Source organism: Pontibacter roseus DSM 17521 (assembly GCF_000373265.1).
Lineage (GTDB): Bacteria > Bacteroidota > Bacteroidia > Cytophagales > Hymenobacteraceae > Pontibacter > Pontibacter roseus.
Map to the genome: position 1 here is coordinate 819,601 of NZ_KB890762.1, position 17,400 is coordinate 837,000.

Annotated in this window: 13 protein-coding genes; 7 read left to right on the forward strand and 6 right to left on the reverse strand. The window is 54.2% G+C overall.

Annotated elements, in window-relative coordinates; all coding sequences use genetic code 11:
• Positions 1 to 84: 84 nt before the first annotated feature.
• Complete coding sequence (fbaA, locus tag B051_RS0110145) at positions 85 to 1,155, forward strand: class II fructose-bisphosphate aldolase (RefSeq protein ID WP_018478092.1); 1,071 nt, start codon at positions 85 to 87, stop codon at positions 1,153 to 1,155.
• A gap of 439 nt (positions 1,156 to 1,594) precedes the next feature.
• On the opposite strand, the gene B051_RS0110150 is transcribed toward fbaA, so the two are convergent.
• The 5 genes from B051_RS0110150 to B051_RS0110170 all read right to left on the reverse strand — a co-directional run bounded on the left by B051_RS0110150 (position 1,595) and on the right by B051_RS0110170 (position 6,942).
• A complete protein-coding gene (locus B051_RS0110150) occupies positions 1,595 to 2,533 on the reverse strand; it encodes a 1-phosphofructokinase family hexose kinase (protein ID WP_026236320.1) in 939 nt (312 codons plus the stop codon).
• Positions 2,534 to 2,597: 64 nt separating this feature from the next.
• Positions 2,598 to 5,024: a glycoside hydrolase family 65 protein gene (locus B051_RS0110155; RefSeq protein WP_018478094.1), complete on the reverse strand. Its 2,427-nt coding sequence runs from the start codon at positions 5,022 to 5,024 to the stop codon at positions 2,598 to 2,600.
• Complete coding sequence (gene otsB / locus B051_RS0110160) at positions 5,017 to 5,838, reverse strand: trehalose-phosphatase (RefSeq protein ID WP_157578734.1); 822 nt, start codon at positions 5,836 to 5,838, stop codon at positions 5,017 to 5,019. The genes B051_RS0110155 and otsB overlap by 8 nt, the downstream gene beginning before the upstream one ends.
• Positions 5,839 to 5,858: 20 nt before the next feature.
• Complete coding sequence (locus B051_RS0110165) at positions 5,859 to 6,608, reverse strand: beta-phosphoglucomutase family hydrolase (RefSeq protein WP_018478096.1); 750 nt, start codon at positions 6,606 to 6,608, stop codon at positions 5,859 to 5,861.
• A 148-nt stretch (positions 6,609 to 6,756) separates the two neighbouring features.
• A complete protein-coding gene (locus B051_RS0110170) occupies positions 6,757 to 6,942 on the reverse strand; it encodes a hypothetical protein (protein WP_018478097.1) in 186 nt (61 codons plus the stop codon).
• 231 nt (positions 6,943 to 7,173) lie between these two features.
• Here B051_RS0110170 and pgi point away from each other — a divergent pair, with 231 nt between their 5' ends.
• On the forward strand, positions 7,174 to 8,823 hold the full coding sequence (pgi, locus tag B051_RS0110175) for a glucose-6-phosphate isomerase (RefSeq protein WP_018478098.1): 1,650 nt from the start codon (positions 7,174 to 7,176) through the stop codon (positions 8,821 to 8,823).
• Between the two features lie 49 nt (positions 8,824 to 8,872).
• Complete coding sequence (locus B051_RS21150; protein WP_018478099.1) at positions 8,873 to 10,468, forward strand: prefoldin domain-containing protein; 1,596 nt, start codon at positions 8,873 to 8,875, stop codon at positions 10,466 to 10,468.
• On the opposite strand, the gene B051_RS0110185 is transcribed toward B051_RS21150, so the two are convergent.
• Positions 10,465 to 11,550, reverse strand: coding sequence for a DNA topoisomerase IB (locus tag B051_RS0110185; RefSeq protein ID WP_018478100.1), 1,086 nt, complete (start codon positions 11,548 to 11,550; stop codon positions 10,465 to 10,467). The genes B051_RS21150 and B051_RS0110185 overlap by 4 nt on opposite strands.
• Positions 11,551 to 11,689: 139 nt before the next feature.
• Between B051_RS0110185 and B051_RS0110190 the strand changes: the two genes are divergently transcribed.
• The 4 genes from B051_RS0110190 (at position 11,690) to B051_RS0110205 (ending at position 17,285) form a co-directional block, all read left to right on the forward strand.
• Positions 11,690 to 12,100, forward strand: a complete 411-nt coding sequence (locus B051_RS0110190) for a hypothetical protein (protein ID WP_018478101.1) — start codon at positions 11,690 to 11,692, stop codon at positions 12,098 to 12,100.
• Positions 12,101 to 12,181: 81 nt separating this feature from the next.
• Positions 12,182 to 15,031: a M16 family metallopeptidase gene (locus tag B051_RS0110195; RefSeq protein WP_018478102.1), complete on the forward strand. Its 2,850-nt coding sequence runs from the start codon at positions 12,182 to 12,184 to the stop codon at positions 15,029 to 15,031.
• 221 nt (positions 15,032 to 15,252) lie between these two features.
• On the forward strand, positions 15,253 to 16,086 hold the full coding sequence (locus B051_RS0110200) for a M48 family metalloprotease (protein WP_018478103.1): 834 nt from the start codon (positions 15,253 to 15,255) through the stop codon (positions 16,084 to 16,086).
• Positions 16,087 to 16,142: 56 nt separating this feature from the next.
• Positions 16,143 to 17,285 (forward strand): App1 family protein, encoded by a 1,143-nt coding sequence (locus B051_RS0110205; protein ID WP_018478104.1) that lies wholly within the window; start codon positions 16,143 to 16,145, stop codon positions 17,283 to 17,285.
• The last annotated feature ends 115 nt before the right edge of the window (positions 17,286 to 17,400 follow it).

Genomic DNA, 17,400 nt, shown 5'->3' on the forward strand with positions numbered 1-17,400 from the left:
CCGGATTGCTGCTTGTCAGAGGTGCATTTTCGGTTTATAGATATTTATGCGTAATTTCCTCTCTGTAAAAACAAGAACTACAACATGGAAAAAAGATTCAGAGCAGGCGTGCTGTTCGGCGATGAAGTGACAGAGCTGTTCAACTACGCCAACGAAAATAACTTTGCCCTTCCGGCTGTCAACGTCATCGGCACCAACTCCATCAATGCGGTGTTGGAAACAGCCAAGGAGCTTAATTCCCCTGTCATCATTCAGTTTTCACATGGTGGCGCCCTGTTCTTCGCTGGCAAGGGACTTGCCAACGAGGACCAGAAAGCGGCTGTTGCCGGTGCAATCTCCGGCGCGCAGCATGTGCACCTTATGGCAGAGGCCTATGGCGTTCCGGTGGTACTGCATACCGACCATGCGGCCAAAAAGCTTCTCCCCTGGATTGACGGACTGCTTGATGCCGGCGAGAAATACTACGAGCAGCACGGCAAGCCCCTATACAGTTCGCACATGCTGGACCTGTCCGAGGAGGAGATAAAGGAAAACATTGAGACCTGCGCCAGCTACCTCCAGCGTATGGACAAGATAGGTATGACGGTCGAGATTGAACTGGGTGTGACTGGCGGCGAAGAAGACGGCGTGGACAACAGCGGCGTGGACAGTTCCCGTCTCTATACCCAACCGGAGGAAGTAGCCTTTGCCTACGAGGAGCTGAACAAAATTAGTCGCCGCTTTACCATTGCTGCGGCCTTTGGCAACGTGCACGGGGTATACAAGCCAGGCAACGTGGAGCTACGACCAGAGATATTGAAAAACTCCCAGGATTTCATTCAGCAGAAGTACGGCACAGACGCCAACCCTGTGAACTTCGTGTTCCACGGCGGCTCCGGCTCAGAGAAAGCTAAAATCACGGAAGCGATTGGATATGGTGCTATCAAGATGAACATTGACACGGACATGCAGTGGGCGTTTTGGGACGGTGTGAAGAACTACTATGAGTCCAAGCGCGACTACCTGCAAGCACAGTTGGGCAATCCAGATGGTGCAGATGCCCCAAACAAGAAATATTATGACCCGAGGGTATGGTTGCGCGAAGGCGAAAAGAATTTCATTGCCCGTCTGAAAGAAGCCTTTGAAGATTTGAACGCCGTGAATCGGAATGCCTAAGGTATAGCGAAGGCAAACAAAAAGGGTGAGGCATGTGCCTCACCCTTTTTGTTTCGCTAGATTATATTTGATTTCGGCTTTCCCAGGTCCACCCATCTTTGCTCCGCCGAAGAGAGGAATTAGGAACGATTAACATCCCCCTGCCCCCTTCGAAGGGGGACTTTCTGCCGCTACTGTTCGTCACATGGAAACGTTGTGGCACATGAACACTGGCAGGTATAGCAAGGCATACTTACCACAGAAGCTACGGAGCTATGGCACTAGCCAAGTGCGCCTATTGACGCTCCACTGTTCGAGCGTTCAGCGAGTTTGGAGCGTCTTGGCTTTTTTGCCTACTTTTTTTGCCAAGAAAAAAAGTAGGTGCCCGCCGCACAGGCGAAGCTATACAACAACTCAGCGAGCAAAAAGCAAAGCAGCAGCTACGAAGTATAAACATCCTCTACTTATGCTTCAACAGCCACTGATATATCTCCTCCACATCCTCCTTGCGGCACAATTCTGAGCCCGACGTCATGGTGGCGGCTGTTCCGGCGGCAACACCATAACGTACCACCTCCTCCAGAGGGCAACCCTGCAACAGACTCATCGCCATACCCGCCACCATGCTGTCACCGGCCCCTACGGCGCTTTCCTGCTTCACTGTAGGCGGCACCACATAGTGAATGCCCGTTTCCTTGGAGGCGAGCATGGCGCCGCGGGGTCCGAGCGAAACCACCAGGACCTTACATTTACCCTCCTCCAGCACCTGCATGGCAAAATCCTCCTGCTCCATGGCAGAAATGTGCTCTTTCCCTGCCAGCTTCGCCAGCTCGCCCAGGTTGGGCTTAATGAGGTATAGCCCCTCTCCTGCCGCTTTAAGGAGCGCTTCTCCCGACGTATCGACAATCAGCCGAAACTGGTGCTCATGGGCAAGTTTGGCTAGTTGCTGGTAGTAATCATCTGGCACACCAGGAGGCAGACTGCCACTGGCTACCACATACTCCGGGAACTTTTCCAGTGATTGCAATTTCTCCAGTACCTGCCCCCATTCCGATTCCTGAATCTTAGGGCCCGGCATTCCGAAACGGTATTGGTCACCTGTGCTCTCCTCCATCACCATCAGGTTCTCGCGGGTCCAGCTCTCGGTCTGACCCGACCAGAATTCCACCCCTTCTTCCTGCAGCAGCTCACAGAGCTTTTCACCTGCCGGGCCGCCCGAGAGCAGCCAAGCAGTGGACTGCCCCCCGAGCTTTCGGATGGCACGCGAGACATTGATACCGCCTCCACCTGGCTCGTACCGAGGCTCACCACAACGTAGCTTCTTTTCAGGCAGCACCCGCTTTACATAGCTGCTTTTATCTAGTGCAGGATTGAGTGTGATGGTGAGAATCTGTTGCATTGTTTGGGAGGTGTAGGTATAGGTGTAAGTATAGCTGAGCAGCGGATGGTGCATTTGTTAATGCCTAGGCACTGGCTTCTTTCAAAGAAGGCCGGCTGATGTCGAACTCGCGCTTGTCGCCCGTTCGGAAGGCGTAGACTTCCCCTTTCACGCCTATCTTCACCTCCTTCGACCAGCCTCTGTCAATGCTGATGGTCAATTTCTTATCTGTGAGTAGCAAGGCAATCCAGTGGCCGCGGTAGCGCAGCTGCAGGTTCAGGCACGGCATTTCGTCAGGAAGCACAGGGTTGAGCCAGAGAACGTCGTCACGAATCTCCAACCCGGTAAAGCCCCGCTGCACCAGGTCTACTGTTCCCGCCATGGCTCCCAAGTGGATGCCTTCGGCAGTCGTTCCGCCCTGAATATCTTCTACGTCGCTCGTCAAGGCTGTCTGGAAGTTGGTCCAGGCACGTTTGCGGTCTGAACGGGCGAGCACCCAGGAGTGCACAATCTTACTCAGTGTAGAGCCATGGGAGGTGCGCTGCTCGTAGTAGGAAATGTTTTGAGGAATAATTTCGGGAGTACAGTCATACCCCAGCCTATCGAGAATCTGAAGTAACTCCTCTGTAGAAAACAGGTAGAACAGCATGAGTGCATCGGCCTGTTTGCTGGCTTTGTACTTGTTCACATTGTCACCTTCGCTCTCCAGGATGCGGTCAAGCCGCATGGCTTCGCCATACCTGGCTCTGTACTTCTCCCAGTCAAAGTCTAGGAGCTTCTCATAACCATCAAATTGGGCGATGATGGAGGTACCTTCTATAAAGGGGACATACATGCGCTTGCTTATATCCTGCCAACGCGCCAGGTCTTCCGGTGTGATGTGAAGCTTGGTAACCAGTTCCTCATAACGTGAATCGTCTATCACCTCCTTCAGGTCGAGCGCACGCTGAATGACCCATACCGCCATCACATTGGTATAAGCGTTGTTGTTCAATCCGATTTCAGTAGAGTCCGGATATTCTGTATGGTATTCATCAGGACCCACTACATGCAGGATTTCATAGCGGCCTGTCTCCTCATTTAGATCAGCGATAGTGGACCAGAACTGGGCAATGTCGAGGATTAGTTCTGCCCCGTAGTAACTCAGGAAATCCATGTCCTCGGTAGCCTGGTAATATTGCCACACATTGTAGGCGACGGCAGCGCTGATATGCCGCTGCAGATAGGTATTGTCTGGCAGCCACCTGCCCGACTGTGGGTTGAGGTGAATAACCTGGCTTTCCTCTCGGCCATTGCTGCCACTCTGCCACGGAAACATGGCTCCCTTGTAGCCCGCTTCTTTGGCCGCACTCCGCGCCTCGTTCAGGCGGCGGTAACGGTACATGAGTAACTCCCGCGTGATGGCAGGCAACCGCAGGTTCAAAAATGGAAATATGAAGAGCTCATCCCAGAAGATGTGTCCCCGATAGGCCTCGCCGTGCCAGCCGCGTGCAGGTACGCCCACGTCCAAATCCACGGTATGGCCTGACACGGTTTGCAGGAGGTGGAAGATGTGCAGCCTGAGTATGGACTGTGTCTTGTTGTTGCAGGCCGTGTGCAAATCGCAACGGTTCCAAAGGCGCTGCCAGGCCAGCTTATGCTCCTCCAGCAGCTCCTCAAATGCACCTTGGCGGTGAACGTTGGCACAGGCATCCAGCAGGGGTTCTGATGTGGCCCAATCCCGAGAGGTATAGAAGAGAACCGTTTTCTCCAATCTGGTTGGCTGCCCCTGCTCCAGTTGCACCACCAGTTGCTGCCGGGTATAACCTGTTTCAATTTCTGTATCGGGATTGGACTCCAGGAGTTGCCCGTTTTGGAAGAAACGGGTGCGGGCCACCTGCGCCATCCGTGTCTTGGACTGTGTGGTCTGCACCACCAGGTACATCGTTTGCTCATCGTGCTGCCCCTGCTCCAGAGGTTCCAGGTGTTGGCTGGAAAGCGCTCTATAGCGGGCCACGCCACTGTTGATTACCCTGCCGTCCAAGGCTGAATGAATTTCTATCTCACCTGACCAGTTGATGGGTGTCAGTTCCCATTCAATGGCAGCCAGATGCGGGTTGGCCATGCTCACCAAGCGGCGTGTCTTTAGTTCTGACTCACGGCCTTGCTCATCCCGGAAATGCACTTGCCGCGTCAGTAGGCCATGCTGCAACTGCAGCTCCTGACGGAAAGCCAGCACTTCTACCAAGCTCATATGAAACCACTCCCCACCTACAGACCGGAAAGAGATAGGTAACCAGTTGGGCCAGTTGACCAAATCCTCATTCTCTATTTGCTTGCCAGAAACCTCTGACGTGAGCCTGTTGTAGCCGCCCGCCAGGTACGTGCCGGGATAATGGAACTCGGAATCTGCAACGGCTTCCTCAAAAGCACCACGCGTGGCGAAGTAGCCATTGCCCAAGGTGCACAGGGCTTCGCGCAAAGGCTGCTCCTCCGGCACCCACTCCTCATAAGCGATGCTCCAGTCAGCCATCACTCCTACGCTTTACGAAATCCGTCAGCTCCTGCAAGAAAGCCCGCACCTCTTCCACATCTTCGAGCCGGTACGTTGCTGCGGTTTTATCATCATGCTCACCTACTAGTATACCTATACCTCTGCCTTGTAACGAGGCGAAGGCGTCCTCATCTGTTATATCGTCTCCGATGTAAATCGGCAGCGTGTTCTGCTTATCCAGTTGCAGCTCTTCCATGAGCCACAGCACTGCCTTGCCTTTGTGCCAGTCCAGGTTAGGCTTTAGTTCGATTACCTTCTTGCCGAGCCCCTTTTTGAGCTGGGGCTGCTCTGCCAGTACAGCATCCACCGCCTGCTCCACATCACTTACCTGCTCCTCGGCTACATTACGGTAGTGTACTGCAATGGCGTAACGCTTCCGTTCTACAAGACTGCCTGCCACGTGCTGCAGTTTCGCCTGAAGCAGTTTTTCTGATTCATCCAGGGCGGCCAATGCCGCTGTGGCACCGCCTGGTTCTGCCTGCATGTTGCCCGGGCCAGTGATGTCGAAACCGTGGGAGCCGGCAAAGTAGAGGTTGTCGAGCTTTACCAGCCGTTCTACGTTCTGTCGGTCGCGGCCGCTCACTACGGCCACCTTACATACGCCTGCCAAATCGTGCAGTACCTGCCGCATCTCCTCTGACAGAATGGCCATGTCCGGTTCCTTTACAATGGGGGTCAAGCAGCCGTCGTAGTCGAGGAAAACAGCGGGATTTTTGTTCTGTAGTTTCGCAAGCAGTTCCTCTCGGTTTTGAAGTGCGGAGGGGAGCTCGTGTGCCCCACGTTTCTCTATCATGTCGTCTGTAGTTGTGTGCATTAAACCTCCGAGGGAAATTCTTGTATGACCATGTCGGCTCCACTCGCCTTCAGACCTTCCGCATCACGCGTGCGGTCTATACCTACCACCAGTCCGAAACCACCTGCCTTACCTGCCTGTACCCCCTTTCGGGCATCTTCGAAGATAGCCGCTTCCTGTGGGGAAACACCCAGCCGTCTGGCTGCTTCCAGAAAGATATCCGGTGCAGGTTTGCCTTTCAGTCCCATCTCTGCCGACTGCAGTCCGTCCACATGCTCTTCAAACAGCTTCGCTATACCTGCGGCATGCAGCACATCCACGCAGTTCTTGCTGGCAGAGATAACGGCTGTGCGCATTCCTTTACTGCGCTGTTGCTGCAGCCAGGCGATGGTGTCTTTATACTCATCCACCCCATCTTGCTTCAACAGTTCCTGAAAATACATGTTCTTGAGGTTGCCCAGGCCGGCTACCGTCTCCTCTCCAATGTCATCGGTGGGGTCGCCTTCGGGCAACGTGATGCCACGGGACTGCAGGAAATTGCGCACCCCATCGTAGCGCGGAATACCGTCGATATGCTCCCGGTAGTCTGTCTCTATTTCAAGTGGTGCATAGTCCTTCCCTTCCTCTTCGCCTCGCTTCTTCAGGTAGGCATCAAACATACGTTTCCAGGCCTGTGCATGCACCCGGGCCGTTTGCGTCACCACACCATCGAGGTCTAGTATGAGCGCTTTGATGTTACGGTCTTTGAGAGTTTGATTGAGGGTACTCATGGTGCTAAATTATAGATTCTGCCGGTTCAGGCTGTCGTTCAACTTAGTGGCTATACCTGGTTATAGACAACCGTTGAACTGGACATTCCTACCACGGATGCCCAGTTCAACGGTTGTCCTGTTTTGTAGCTTCAAAGGGAACGCAGGGCTACGGAATGCCTTCTGTCTGCTCATGTGGCGGCACGTCAGGCCCTTGCTCCGGCCGGGTGGCATGGGTATCGCCGCCGGTCACATAGTTCCTGTCGGCCGGGGGTGTGCGCTTGCCATCGTCCTCCCGCAGTATCTTTGCCTTTGGTTGGCCTTTGCCTTTTGGTTGGTTTTGGTCCTCTTTCATAGTGGATATACTCTTGGTTCGGGTACTCATTCATACGGAATACGGTTCCGCTGGTAGCACTTCGGGCTGTATAGACCTACGCAGCCGGCACCTAAATGATACCTCACCTCCCTCTCCACCTAAAAATTAGTGTATATTTATGCCCACATAGGCGTGCCCTGTCCTGATAACAATAACCTTGCAGGCACTTTCACAGTAGTTCCTGCCGTAACCACTTCTGCAAAATAAAACATGCTACAATCTCATAACCCTACCGCCACGCAAGCCTGGAAAAAACTGGAAGCACACTTCAAAAGCCTGCAGCAGGAGCACCTGCGTGATATGTTTCAGGCAGACCCGCAGCGCTTCGAAAAGTTCTCTTTCCAGGTGGAAGACACCCTGTACGATTTCTCTAAAAACCGCATCAACGAAGAAACCCTGGACCTGCTCACACAGCTGGCTGAGGAGACGCAGGTGCCTGCCGCCATTGAAAGCATGTTCCGGGGCGACAAGATAAATGCTACCGAAGGCCGGGCGGTGCTGCACACGGCGCTGCGCAACTTCTCAGACCAAGAGTTGATGGTAGATGGTGAGGATGTGCTGGCGGAAGTACGTGATGTGCAGCGCCAGATGAAAGAATTTTGCGACAGGTTGCACAGCGGCGAGTGGACGGGTTATACCGGTAAAAAGGTGCGGCACGTGGTGAACATCGGCATCGGCGGCTCCGACCTGGGGCCGAAGATGGTATGTGAGGCGTTGAAGAAGTACCAGAAGCCCGATATAGAGGTACACTTCATCTCCAACGTAGACGGCACGGATGCCGCAGAGGTACTGCGAAAAGTGGACCCGGAAACGACGCTCTTCATCATCGCCTCGAAGACTTTTACCACAAAGGAGACCATCACGAACGCGCAGACGGCACGAAGCTGGTTTTTGGAGGCGGCGCAGGATGAGGGCCATATCAGCAAGCACTTCGTAGCACTCTCCACCAACACCGAAGCCGTCTCTAAATTCGGCATAGAGCCGGAAAACACGTTCCGCTTCTGGGATTGGGTAGGTGGTCGCTTCTCCCTCTGGTCGGCCATTGGGCTGTCGGTGGCCTGTGCCTTGGGGTATGACAAGTTTGAGGAGCTGCTGCGTGGGGCCGAAGGTATGGACAAGCACCTGCGGAATACTCCGCTCCGCCAGAACATCCCGGTGCTGATGGCCTTGCTGAGTGTCTGGTATACTAACTTCTTCGGAGCGCAATCGCATGCAGTGCTGCCCTATGACCAATACCTGCGCCTGCTGCCCGAGTACCTGCAGCAACTCCAAATGGAAAGCAACGGCAAGTCAGCCGGACGCGACGGTGAATTCGTGAACTATGAGACCCAGCCCGTGATTTGGGGAGCCGCCGGCACCAACGGACAGCACTCCTTCTTCCAGCTTATCCACCAGGGCACGGTGCTGATACCTTCTGACTTCCTGGCGCCGGTGAACAGCCACAACCCCATTGGCCAGCACCACCCCATGCTGCTTTCCAACTTCTTCGCCCAGACGGAGGCGCTCATGAAAGGCAAAACTGCCGATGAGGTGCGCGAGGAGCTGCAGCGGAAAGGTATGGCCGGCGAGGAACTGGAGCAGCTGGTGCCACACAAAGTGTTTGAGGGCAACAAACCCTCCACCTCCATCATGTTCAATCAGCTCACCCCCTATACCTTGGGCAGCCTGATTGCCATGTACGAGCACAAAGTGTTTGTGCAGGGCGTCATCTGGAACGTGTACAGCTTTGACCAATGGGGCGTGGAATTGGGCAAGCAATTGGCCGGCACCATTGAGGAGGAACTACTCAGCAACAAAGAGGCCGACCATGACAGCTCTACTGCCGGGTTGATTCGCTACTACAGACAAAACCGGAAATAGCGAAAACCTTATACTTCTGCTGCGTTAAAGGGAACAGACGCCCTTTTAAATGCATACCTACAAAACCGCGCTTCTGCTGCTACTCACCCTTTTGCTGGGCAGCTGCGCCGACAATGACTTCTTTCAGAAAGATGCACTGGCAGAACCAGGAGAGGCAGGTATAGCCACTGCTCCTGGTCCTGACAGCGTGTGGGTGGTGGCCGGCCGGCATTATGAACGGGGCTGGCTCCACCGCCTCTTCTGGGGCAGGCACAACCGCGACCTTTGGACTACCCCTGTCAAGCTTCCTGTTTTTGATTTGGCTACCATGAACGGCGGCATGAAGGTGCTCAAAAAGTTAGGTGGCTACCAAACCAGCAGCTTTCACCTGCAGGACAGTCTTGGCCGCCTGTACGCCTTCCGCTCCATTGACAAAGACCCGGTGCTGGTGCTGGCCAAATTCTGGCGCCCTACTTTCGTGACTAACATCCTGCGTGACCAGACCTCGTCGGCCAACCCGTATGGCGCACTGGTGGTGCCTGTGCTAGCCGAAGCGGCCGGCATGTACCATGCATCTCCTATTTTGTACTATGTCCGGTCAGACGACTCCTCTTTCGGAGCGTATGCCGATGCCGTGCAGGGAAAGGTGTTTATGCTGGAAGAGAAGTTCAAGAGCGCCGCGAATGTGCTTCCTGCCTTTGCAAACGTAGCTACCTTTGAGGATTCGGATGATGCGTTGCGGAAGCGCTACGAGACCAATACCCACCACTTCAATCAGCGTGCCTTTGCCCGCGCCCGGCTGTTGGACGTGCTGCTGGGCGATTGGGACCGGCATAAGGGACAGTGGGACTGGGCTGCTTTTCAAGAAGGTAAGGATGTCCGTTATGAACCAATTCCCAAAGACCGCGACCAGGTATTCCTGAAGATGAACGACGGTGCTATACCTTTCCTGGCGACAAGCAAGTTAGTCGCTCGCAAGTTCAGTTCCTTCGGCCCTCAAATAAAGGATGTGAAAGCGCTCATGATTAACGCGGAGTTCATAGACGAGCGCCTGCTCAACGAAATCAGCCGGCAAGAGTGGCAGCAGGTGGCACAGGAACTGCAGCAAAAGCTGACCGATAGCGTCATCGAAAGAGCTGTGAAGCAACTGCCTGCGCCGGTATACAAGTTGGTGGGTGCTGACATGACGGAAAGCCTCCGGAACCGCCGCGACCAGTTGCCTGAGGTGGCCAGCAAAATGTATGAGGTATTGGCAAAGCACGTCACCGTGGCAGGTACAGACAAACAAGACAACTTCCTGGTAAAACGGCTTGATGATGCCCGTACGGAATTAACTGTAACGCGACCTGCTCAAGACAGCCTGCCCGAAAAGGTCCTCTACCAACGCATCTTTTCCCGGAAAGAAACAGAAAAGATAACCCTGCACGGCCTAGGAAATGACGACACTTTCCTTTTGGAAGGCAACACAACAGACGGCATACTGGTGGAGGTATACGGCGGTCTGGGCGAAGATGAAATCACAGACAAATCATCCGTGAAAGGCAGGCGCAGGATGACGCACATCTACGACACCGAGCGCGGCAATGAGATAGACTTCGGCACCGAAGCCAGGGACTTCACCACCCGTGACGTACGGGTGCACGCCTACGACAGGGAGGGAAACTAGGCTGCCTTAGCGGCTTCTTTCGCTACTCTCTCCAGCATCTTGAGTACGAACTCCTCCATACCTGTCATGTGCTCTGACTTGGAGGAACTGGCATCGTGCTTTTTGAGGTAGTTCAGCAGTTTGTCTTCACGGAACAGGTTCATCACCTCCGGATGGATGTAGTACTTGCTGCAGACACTGGGCGTGTTGCCCAAGCCCTTCGCCACCTGCTTCACCGCCTCCTTGATGCTTTTCTCCTTATCCATCTCCGGGTCCACATCCAGCACCTGTTCCAGGCACTCCACCATGCGCACGGTGCCGCCCCAGGTTCTGAAGTCCTTTGCTGTGAAATCGTGTGAAGTGATGTCGCGGAGGTACTCGTTTACGTCGCCCGACTCCAGCGTTTGCCGCTCTCCGTTTTCATCATAGTACTGGAAGAGGTCATAGCCAGGAATCTCCTTGCACTTCTTCACCAGTTGAGCCAAGCGGCGGTCCTTCAGGTCAATTTCGTGCTCCACCCCTTTCTTGCCCTTAAAGGCGAAGGTAACGGTGCTGCCATTGAATGACACGTGGCGGTCGCGGAGGGTGGTAAGGCCGTAGGATTTGTTTGATTTGGCATAATGCCGGTTGCCGATGCGGATTAGGGCGCTGTCCATGATGGAGAGTACCAGGGCCGTCACTTTGCGCTTGTCCAGTTTTCGGGAATTTATATCTTCTTCTATCTGCGCGCGCAGTTTTGGAAGCGTCTTCCCGAAGGTAATCATGCGGCCGAACTTGGTCAGGCTCCGCGCCTGCTGCCACTCCGGGTGGTAGATGTACTGCTTGCGGCCTTTCTGGTCGCGGCCTGTCGCCTGCAGGTGCCCCTTTGCGCTCGGTGAAATCCATACCTCGGTCCAGGCCGGGGGTATAACCAGCTTGTTGATTCGTTCCAGCGTCTTCTCATCCGTCACTTTCTCACCTTTGCTGTTCAGGTAGGTATAGCCGGAGCCAGCTTTTTTTCGAGTGATACCGGGCTTTTCGTCAGAGGTATAGCGCAAGCCCGCCCACTCGGCTGACAGGGCGGGGTCTTTGTATAATTGGTGCAGTTCGTCTTTCTTGGTCATAGTGCGGGGTTTTAGGCGCCCCATCAGGATAATACTTCGGTTCCGCCCAAAGGTTGTAGCCCTGCAGCCGACTTGTCGGGACGCAGGTATAGCTCCTCAACATTTCCCGCTATATTTGCTTGTAGCAAACACAAGTCTTATGACCATACACAAACAGATTTCCTACCTCTACGCCTTCTTCGGCGTGTTCATGCTCGGCTGCGGCGCTGTCGCCGTGGATGTGGCCGGCGAACAAGCCCAAACGGCCCTTATCACAGGTATAGCCGGCGGCTTGCTGGCTTTGGTGGCCGGCCACTTCCTCAACCGCCGGCACCGCTGGGGCTTCCTGTTGGGCGCAGGAGAGGCTGCCCTGCTCACGCTGCTGTTGGGCTGGCGCGCCGGCACGTACTTCATCCGCCTGCTGGAGATGGTGCAACAGCCCCAAGATACAGCCGCCACCCAAACCTCAGGTATGGCTTTTCTGGTGACCACGGCCATGCTGGTGGTGGCGCTGCTGACGCTGGCGGTGTCTGTGATGTTCGCCAAACAAGTGTTAGCCGAGACAAAATAGGCGTTCGTCTATATTATGACACAGCATTAAACTAAATTGGCTTATATTGGTCTTACCAATCGTTCATCTAAACAAATCAACATGCTACAGAAAATCGGTCTGAGTATTGTGCTCACAGCCAGCGTGGTCAGCGCGGCGGAGGCTCAGACAAAACTAGTGGAGAAGGTTACCAAGAAAGGCAATGAAGTGGTAATCCCTTACGAAAAATACAAGCTCTCCAATGGCCTCACGCTCATCGTGCACGAGGACCACTCTGACCCGGTGGTGCACGTGGACGTGACCTACCACGTGGGCTCGGCCCGCGAGGAAATCGGCAAGTCCGGTTTCGCCCACTTCTTTGAGCACATGATGTTCCAGGGCTCCGACAACGTGGCCGATGAGGAGCACTTCAAGATAGTTTCCGAAGCAGGCGGCACGCTAAACGGCACCACCAACCGCGACCGCACCAACTATTTCGAGACACTGCCGAGCAACCAACTCGAGACGGCCCTGTGGCTGGAGGCTGACCGCATGGGCTTCCTGCTGGACGCCGTGACGCAGCAGAAATTCGAGGTGCAGCGCGAGACCGTTAAGAACGAGCGTGGCCAGCGAATAGACAACCAGCCTTACGGCTTATCTGGCGAGATTATCGGCAAAACGCTGTACCCTTACGGACACCCTTACTCTTGGTCGGTAATCGGCTACATGGAGGACCTGAACCGCGTGAATGTAAACGACCTCAAGAACTTCTTCCTGCGCTGGTATGGCCCGAACAACGCCGTGGTGACCGTGGGTGGCGACGTGAAGCCAGCCGACGTAGTGAAGCTGGTGGAGAAATACTTCGGCTCTATACCTGTCGGCCCGGCCGTGCAGAACATGCAGCCTAACATCCCTACCCTTACCAGCGACCGCTATGTGTCTTACGAGGACAACGTGCGCTTCCCGATGCTGCGTATGACGTACCCAGTGCCTCAGTCCGGCCATAAGGACGAAGCTGCGCTGGACGTGCTGGCGCAGGTAATCGGCCAAGGTAAGAATTCCATCTTCCACAAGAACTTTGTGAAAGAACAGAAAGCCATCAACGCCGGCACATATAATTCCGCCTCTGAACTGGCTGGTGAATTCATAGTGTCTGTAACGGCGTTCCCGAACCAGGGCCTTGCCAATACCGAGGCACTAGTGCGCAAGTCGTTTGAAGATTTCGAGAAGCGTGGCATCACGGACGAGGATTTGATTCAATTCAAAGCCTCAGCAGAATCTGGCCTGATTAACCGCATGGCGAGTGTGAGCGGCAAGGTGTCACAGCTGGCTGCCTATGAAACGTTCCAAAGCAATCCGAACTTCCTGCAGGAAGAGCTGAAGCGCCTACAGGCGGTGACGAAACAAGATGTGATGCGCGTGTACAACCAGTACATCAAAGGCAAGAGCAGCGTCATTCTGAGCGTGGTGCCAAAAGGCAAAAGCGAGCTGATTGCAAAAGCCGACAACTTCACGCCTACCAAAGAGGGCTACACCCCAAGCACAGAGAACTACAGCAACCTGGCTTACACCAAGGCGGTTGATTCGTTTGACCGCAGCAAGCGCCCTGCCTCTGGAGCCAACCCGGTGGTGACCGTGCCCGACTTCTGGACCTCCAAGTTCAAGAACGGCCTGAAAGTAATCGGTTCCAAGTCTGACGAGATTCCGACTGTAACGATGCAGCTGACCATCAAAGGCGGCCACCGTCTGTCCATGGCAGACCCATCTAAGGCGGGCATCAGCTCCCTGACGGCATCGCTCATGAACGAAGACACCGAGAACTACACCTCAGAGGACTTCAGCAACGCACTCGACAAGCTTGGCAGCTCTATCCGTGTGATGAGCGGCACCAATGAGACCACCGTAGTTGTGCAATCATTGAAGAAGAACCTAGACGCGACGCTGGCCCTGATGGAAGAGCGTATGTTCCGTCCTAAGTTCGCGCAGGACGACTTCGACCGCCTGAAGAAGCAGCAACTGGAAGGTATAGCCAACCAGGCCACTCAGCCTACGGCAATAGCTAACAATGTATACTACAAACTGCTTTACGGTGCAGGCCACATCGAGTCTATCCCTACTTCTGGTACTGCCGAAACAGTTAACAGCATCACGCTGGATGATGTGAAGAAGTTCTACAACGACAGCTTCTCCCCTTCCGTGTCCCAACTGGTAGTGGTAGGCGACATCGACGAGAAGGAAATCAAGAGCAAGCTCGGCTTCCTAAACAACTGGAAGAAGAAGAACGTGAAAATCATGGCCGATACCAAAACACCGGCTATCGACAAAACCCGCATCTACTTCGTGGACAAGCCGGACGCCGCTCAGTCTGAAATCCGTATCGGTTACGTGGCTATGCCTTACGATGCAACAGGCGAATACTATAAAACAGGCCTGATGAACTTTGTATTGGGTGGTGCATTTAACAGCCGCATCAACCTGAACCTGCGCGAAGATAAAGGTTATACTTATGGTGCTCGTTCTAATTATGCAGGCAGCAAACATGTAGGTCCGTTCACGGCAATGGCCGGCGTTCGTGCCGATGCCACGGCTGAGTCGGTTACCGAGTTCATGAAAGAATTGACCGACTACAGAAACAACGGCATCCGAGAAGACGAAATGACCTTCATGAAGAGCTCCATCGGGCAGTCTGACGCCCGCAAGTACGAGACGCCGGCCCAGAAGGCTGGCTTCCTGGGCCGCTTGCTGGAGTACGACCTCAAGAAGGACTACGTGAACAAGCAGACCGACATCCTGAACAAAATCACGAAGCAGGAGATAGACGCGCTGGCGAAGAAGAACCTGCCGGTTGACAACATGCACATTGTGGTGGTAGGCGACAAGAAGACCGTGTTGGCCAAGCTGCAACAGCTTAACTATGAGGTAGTAGAGCTCGACTCAGACGGAAACCCAGTGGGTACTTCCTCCGTTAAATAAGCTATTACTACACTTGGAAAAAGCCCTCGATTTTCGGGGGCTTTTTTGTTTGCCCTGTTTTTTCGGCAAAAACGACCGGGCTATACCTATCAACTAAGCGAATTTTAATCCGTAAGGGCATAATAAATTTCGATTTCGTAGGTTAAAAAGCCGGTTGCCAGGTATAGAAAGGGACATAAATCCAAACACAGCGACTTATTTAGCTTCACATTCCGTATACCATGATTCCATTTAAAAACCTTTCCCGCGGCTTTGTCATCCTTTTCAGTCTGTTTGCTTTCAGCAGCTGCGAGGACAACGAAGGCGTGATTTTCTCAACTCAAGACGACATCCGCTTGGGTGAGCAGGTATCGCAGCAGGTAGACTCCACTTACCGAGCCAAAGGCCAACTTCTGGAGCCCAACAGCAGCAATGCCAACGTGCAGAAGGCTTACACGCACCTGAACCGCATCGTGAACCGGGTACTCAACTCCGGAGAAGTAAAATACCGCAATGATTTTGCTTGGACCGTTAAAATCATCGATGACCGAGAGACTCTGAACGCCTTCGCGGCACCCGGCGGCTACATCTATGTATACACTGGCCTCATCAAGTTCCTGGACGATGAAGACCACCTGGCGGGCGTACTGGCCCATGAGATTGCTCACGCCGATAAACGCCACAGCGTACGGCAGCTGCAACGCGACTATGGCATCGCGCTGCTGCTTTCCGTGGCGCTGGGCAACAACCCGGGAGCGCTGCAGCAGATTGCGGCGCAGCTGGCCGGCACACTGGCTGGGCTCCGCTTCAGTCGAGAAGCGGAGACGGAGGCCGATAACACCTCCGTGCTATACCTGGGCGGCACCAAGTACTACTCCTGCGATGGGGCAGCTGGCTTTTTTGTGAAGCTCAATTCCCAGGCCCAGGGCAGCAACCCGCCTGAGTTCCTGAGCACCCACCCCAACCCAGACAACCGCGTAGAGAACATTCAGCAGCAGGCACAACAGCAGGGTTGCTCCACCGACAACGCACCAGACAATGATTTCAATGAATTGAAGAAGAGCCTGAATTTATAAGCCTTGGCGCTGCCTGCCCTACCGCGGGCGGTGCTGTTTTATACCTGAGCACGACTATGAAAAAAATTAAAACCAAGGCAGTCAAAACCGTACTGAAGGCAGAGGAACAGTTTGACCTGCTCTCCTTCCAGCTTCGGCGCAAGCTTAACATGTTCGGGCCGCTGCACATTAGAGTTTACCGCAGCTACGGCACCCCCACCCGCTTGTATGTCAAAGGACGTGTGATGGAAGACAAAGGCATCACCGTTTCAGAAGCAAATGATACGCTGTGGGAAAACCTGATGAACATGTACCGGCGCTTCAACAGCAACGAAATCCCTGGTGCGCGGGTGGAGCTTTGCCTCGGCGACCAAAAACATGAGATTACCACCGATGCAGAAGGCTATTTCGTGCTCAACCTGGCGCCGGAAAAGCCACTGGAGCTGGAGGATATCTGGCATACCATCGACATCAAACTGACAGAATCGCCGGTCCCATTTGAGGGGGAGGTGACGGCGAAGGCGCACGTGCTGGTTCCCCCACCCGATGCGGAGTATGGCATCATCAGTGACATAGACGATACCATTGTGCGCACTGGTGCCACCAGCCTGCTGCAGACCGGCCGGAATGTGCTCCTCAACAACGCGCACACCCGCATCCCTTTCCACGGGGTTGCATCTTTTTACAAATCGCTGCAGCTGGGGCGCAACGGCAAGCGCAACAACCCTTTTTTCTACGTTTCCAGTAGCCCCTGGAACACCTATGACATGCTTTACCATTTCCTGGAGCTGAACGAGATACCGCAGGGCCCGCTCCTGCTCCGCGACTTCGGTATCGACGAGAGTAAAATCGGGAAATCGGACCACATGAGCCACAAGTACAAGGAAATTGAAAACATCCTGATTACCTACCCCAAGCTCAACTTCATTCTGATAGGCGACAGTGGGCAGCAGGACGCCGCCATCTACAGCGAAGTCGTGAAGAAGCACCCCGGCAGAATCATGGCCATCTACATCCGGGATGTGAACGTGGAGAAGCACACCAAAAAAGTCGTGTCGATTTTTGATGAGCTGAAGGATTCGGGCGAGGTAGAGATGGTACTGGTAAAGGAGACGCTGGAAGCCGCCGAACACGCCGCTCAGTGCGGGTACATCTTCACAGAGGAACTCCCTGAAATCGCCAAAGAAACGGAGATAGACGCAGCGGGAGACGAAGGTTGAATTGACATCTAGCTAGTTATGTGGTCCCTGGTCCGACCAATTTGCCACTTAGTGGGTGAGAACCCCGCAGCTACAAACATCCCCCTGCCCCCTTCTAGGGGGGACTTTCTGCCAT

What these genes read in the sequence shown, in the direction of transcription:
- fbaA (WP_018478092.1), top strand. Translation starts at nt 85, where the DNA reads ATGGAAAAAAGATTCAGAGCAGGCGTGCTGTTCGGCGATGAAGTGACA.
- B051_RS0110150 (WP_026236320.1), bottom strand. Translation starts at nt 2,533, where the DNA reads ATGCAACAGATTCTCACCATCACACTCAATCCTGCACTAGATAAAAGC.
- B051_RS0110155 (WP_018478094.1), bottom strand. Translation starts at nt 5,024, where the DNA reads ATGGCTGACTGGAGCATCGCTTATGAGGAGTGGGTGCCGGAGGAGCAG.
- otsB (WP_157578734.1), bottom strand. Translation starts at nt 5,838, where the DNA reads ATGATAGAGAAACGTGGGGCACACGAGCTCCCCTCCGCACTTCAAAAC.
- B051_RS0110165 (WP_018478096.1), bottom strand. Translation starts at nt 6,608, where the DNA reads ATGAGTACCCTCAATCAAACTCTCAAAGACCGTAACATCAAAGCGCTC.
- B051_RS0110170 (WP_018478097.1), bottom strand. Translation starts at nt 6,942, where the DNA reads ATGAAAGAGGACCAAAACCAACCAAAAGGCAAAGGCCAACCAAAGGCA.
- pgi (WP_018478098.1), top strand. Translation starts at nt 7,174, where the DNA reads ATGCTACAATCTCATAACCCTACCGCCACGCAAGCCTGGAAAAAACTG.
- B051_RS21150 (WP_018478099.1), top strand. Translation starts at nt 8,873, where the DNA reads ATGCATACCTACAAAACCGCGCTTCTGCTGCTACTCACCCTTTTGCTG.
- B051_RS0110185 (WP_018478100.1), bottom strand. Translation starts at nt 11,550, where the DNA reads ATGACCAAGAAAGACGAACTGCACCAATTATACAAAGACCCCGCCCTG.
- B051_RS0110190 (WP_018478101.1), top strand. Translation starts at nt 11,690, where the DNA reads ATGACCATACACAAACAGATTTCCTACCTCTACGCCTTCTTCGGCGTG.
- B051_RS0110195 (WP_018478102.1), top strand. Translation starts at nt 12,182, where the DNA reads ATGCTACAGAAAATCGGTCTGAGTATTGTGCTCACAGCCAGCGTGGTC.
- B051_RS0110200 (WP_018478103.1), top strand. Translation starts at nt 15,253, where the DNA reads ATGATTCCATTTAAAAACCTTTCCCGCGGCTTTGTCATCCTTTTCAGT.
- B051_RS0110205 (WP_018478104.1), top strand. Translation starts at nt 16,143, where the DNA reads ATGAAAAAAATTAAAACCAAGGCAGTCAAAACCGTACTGAAGGCAGAG.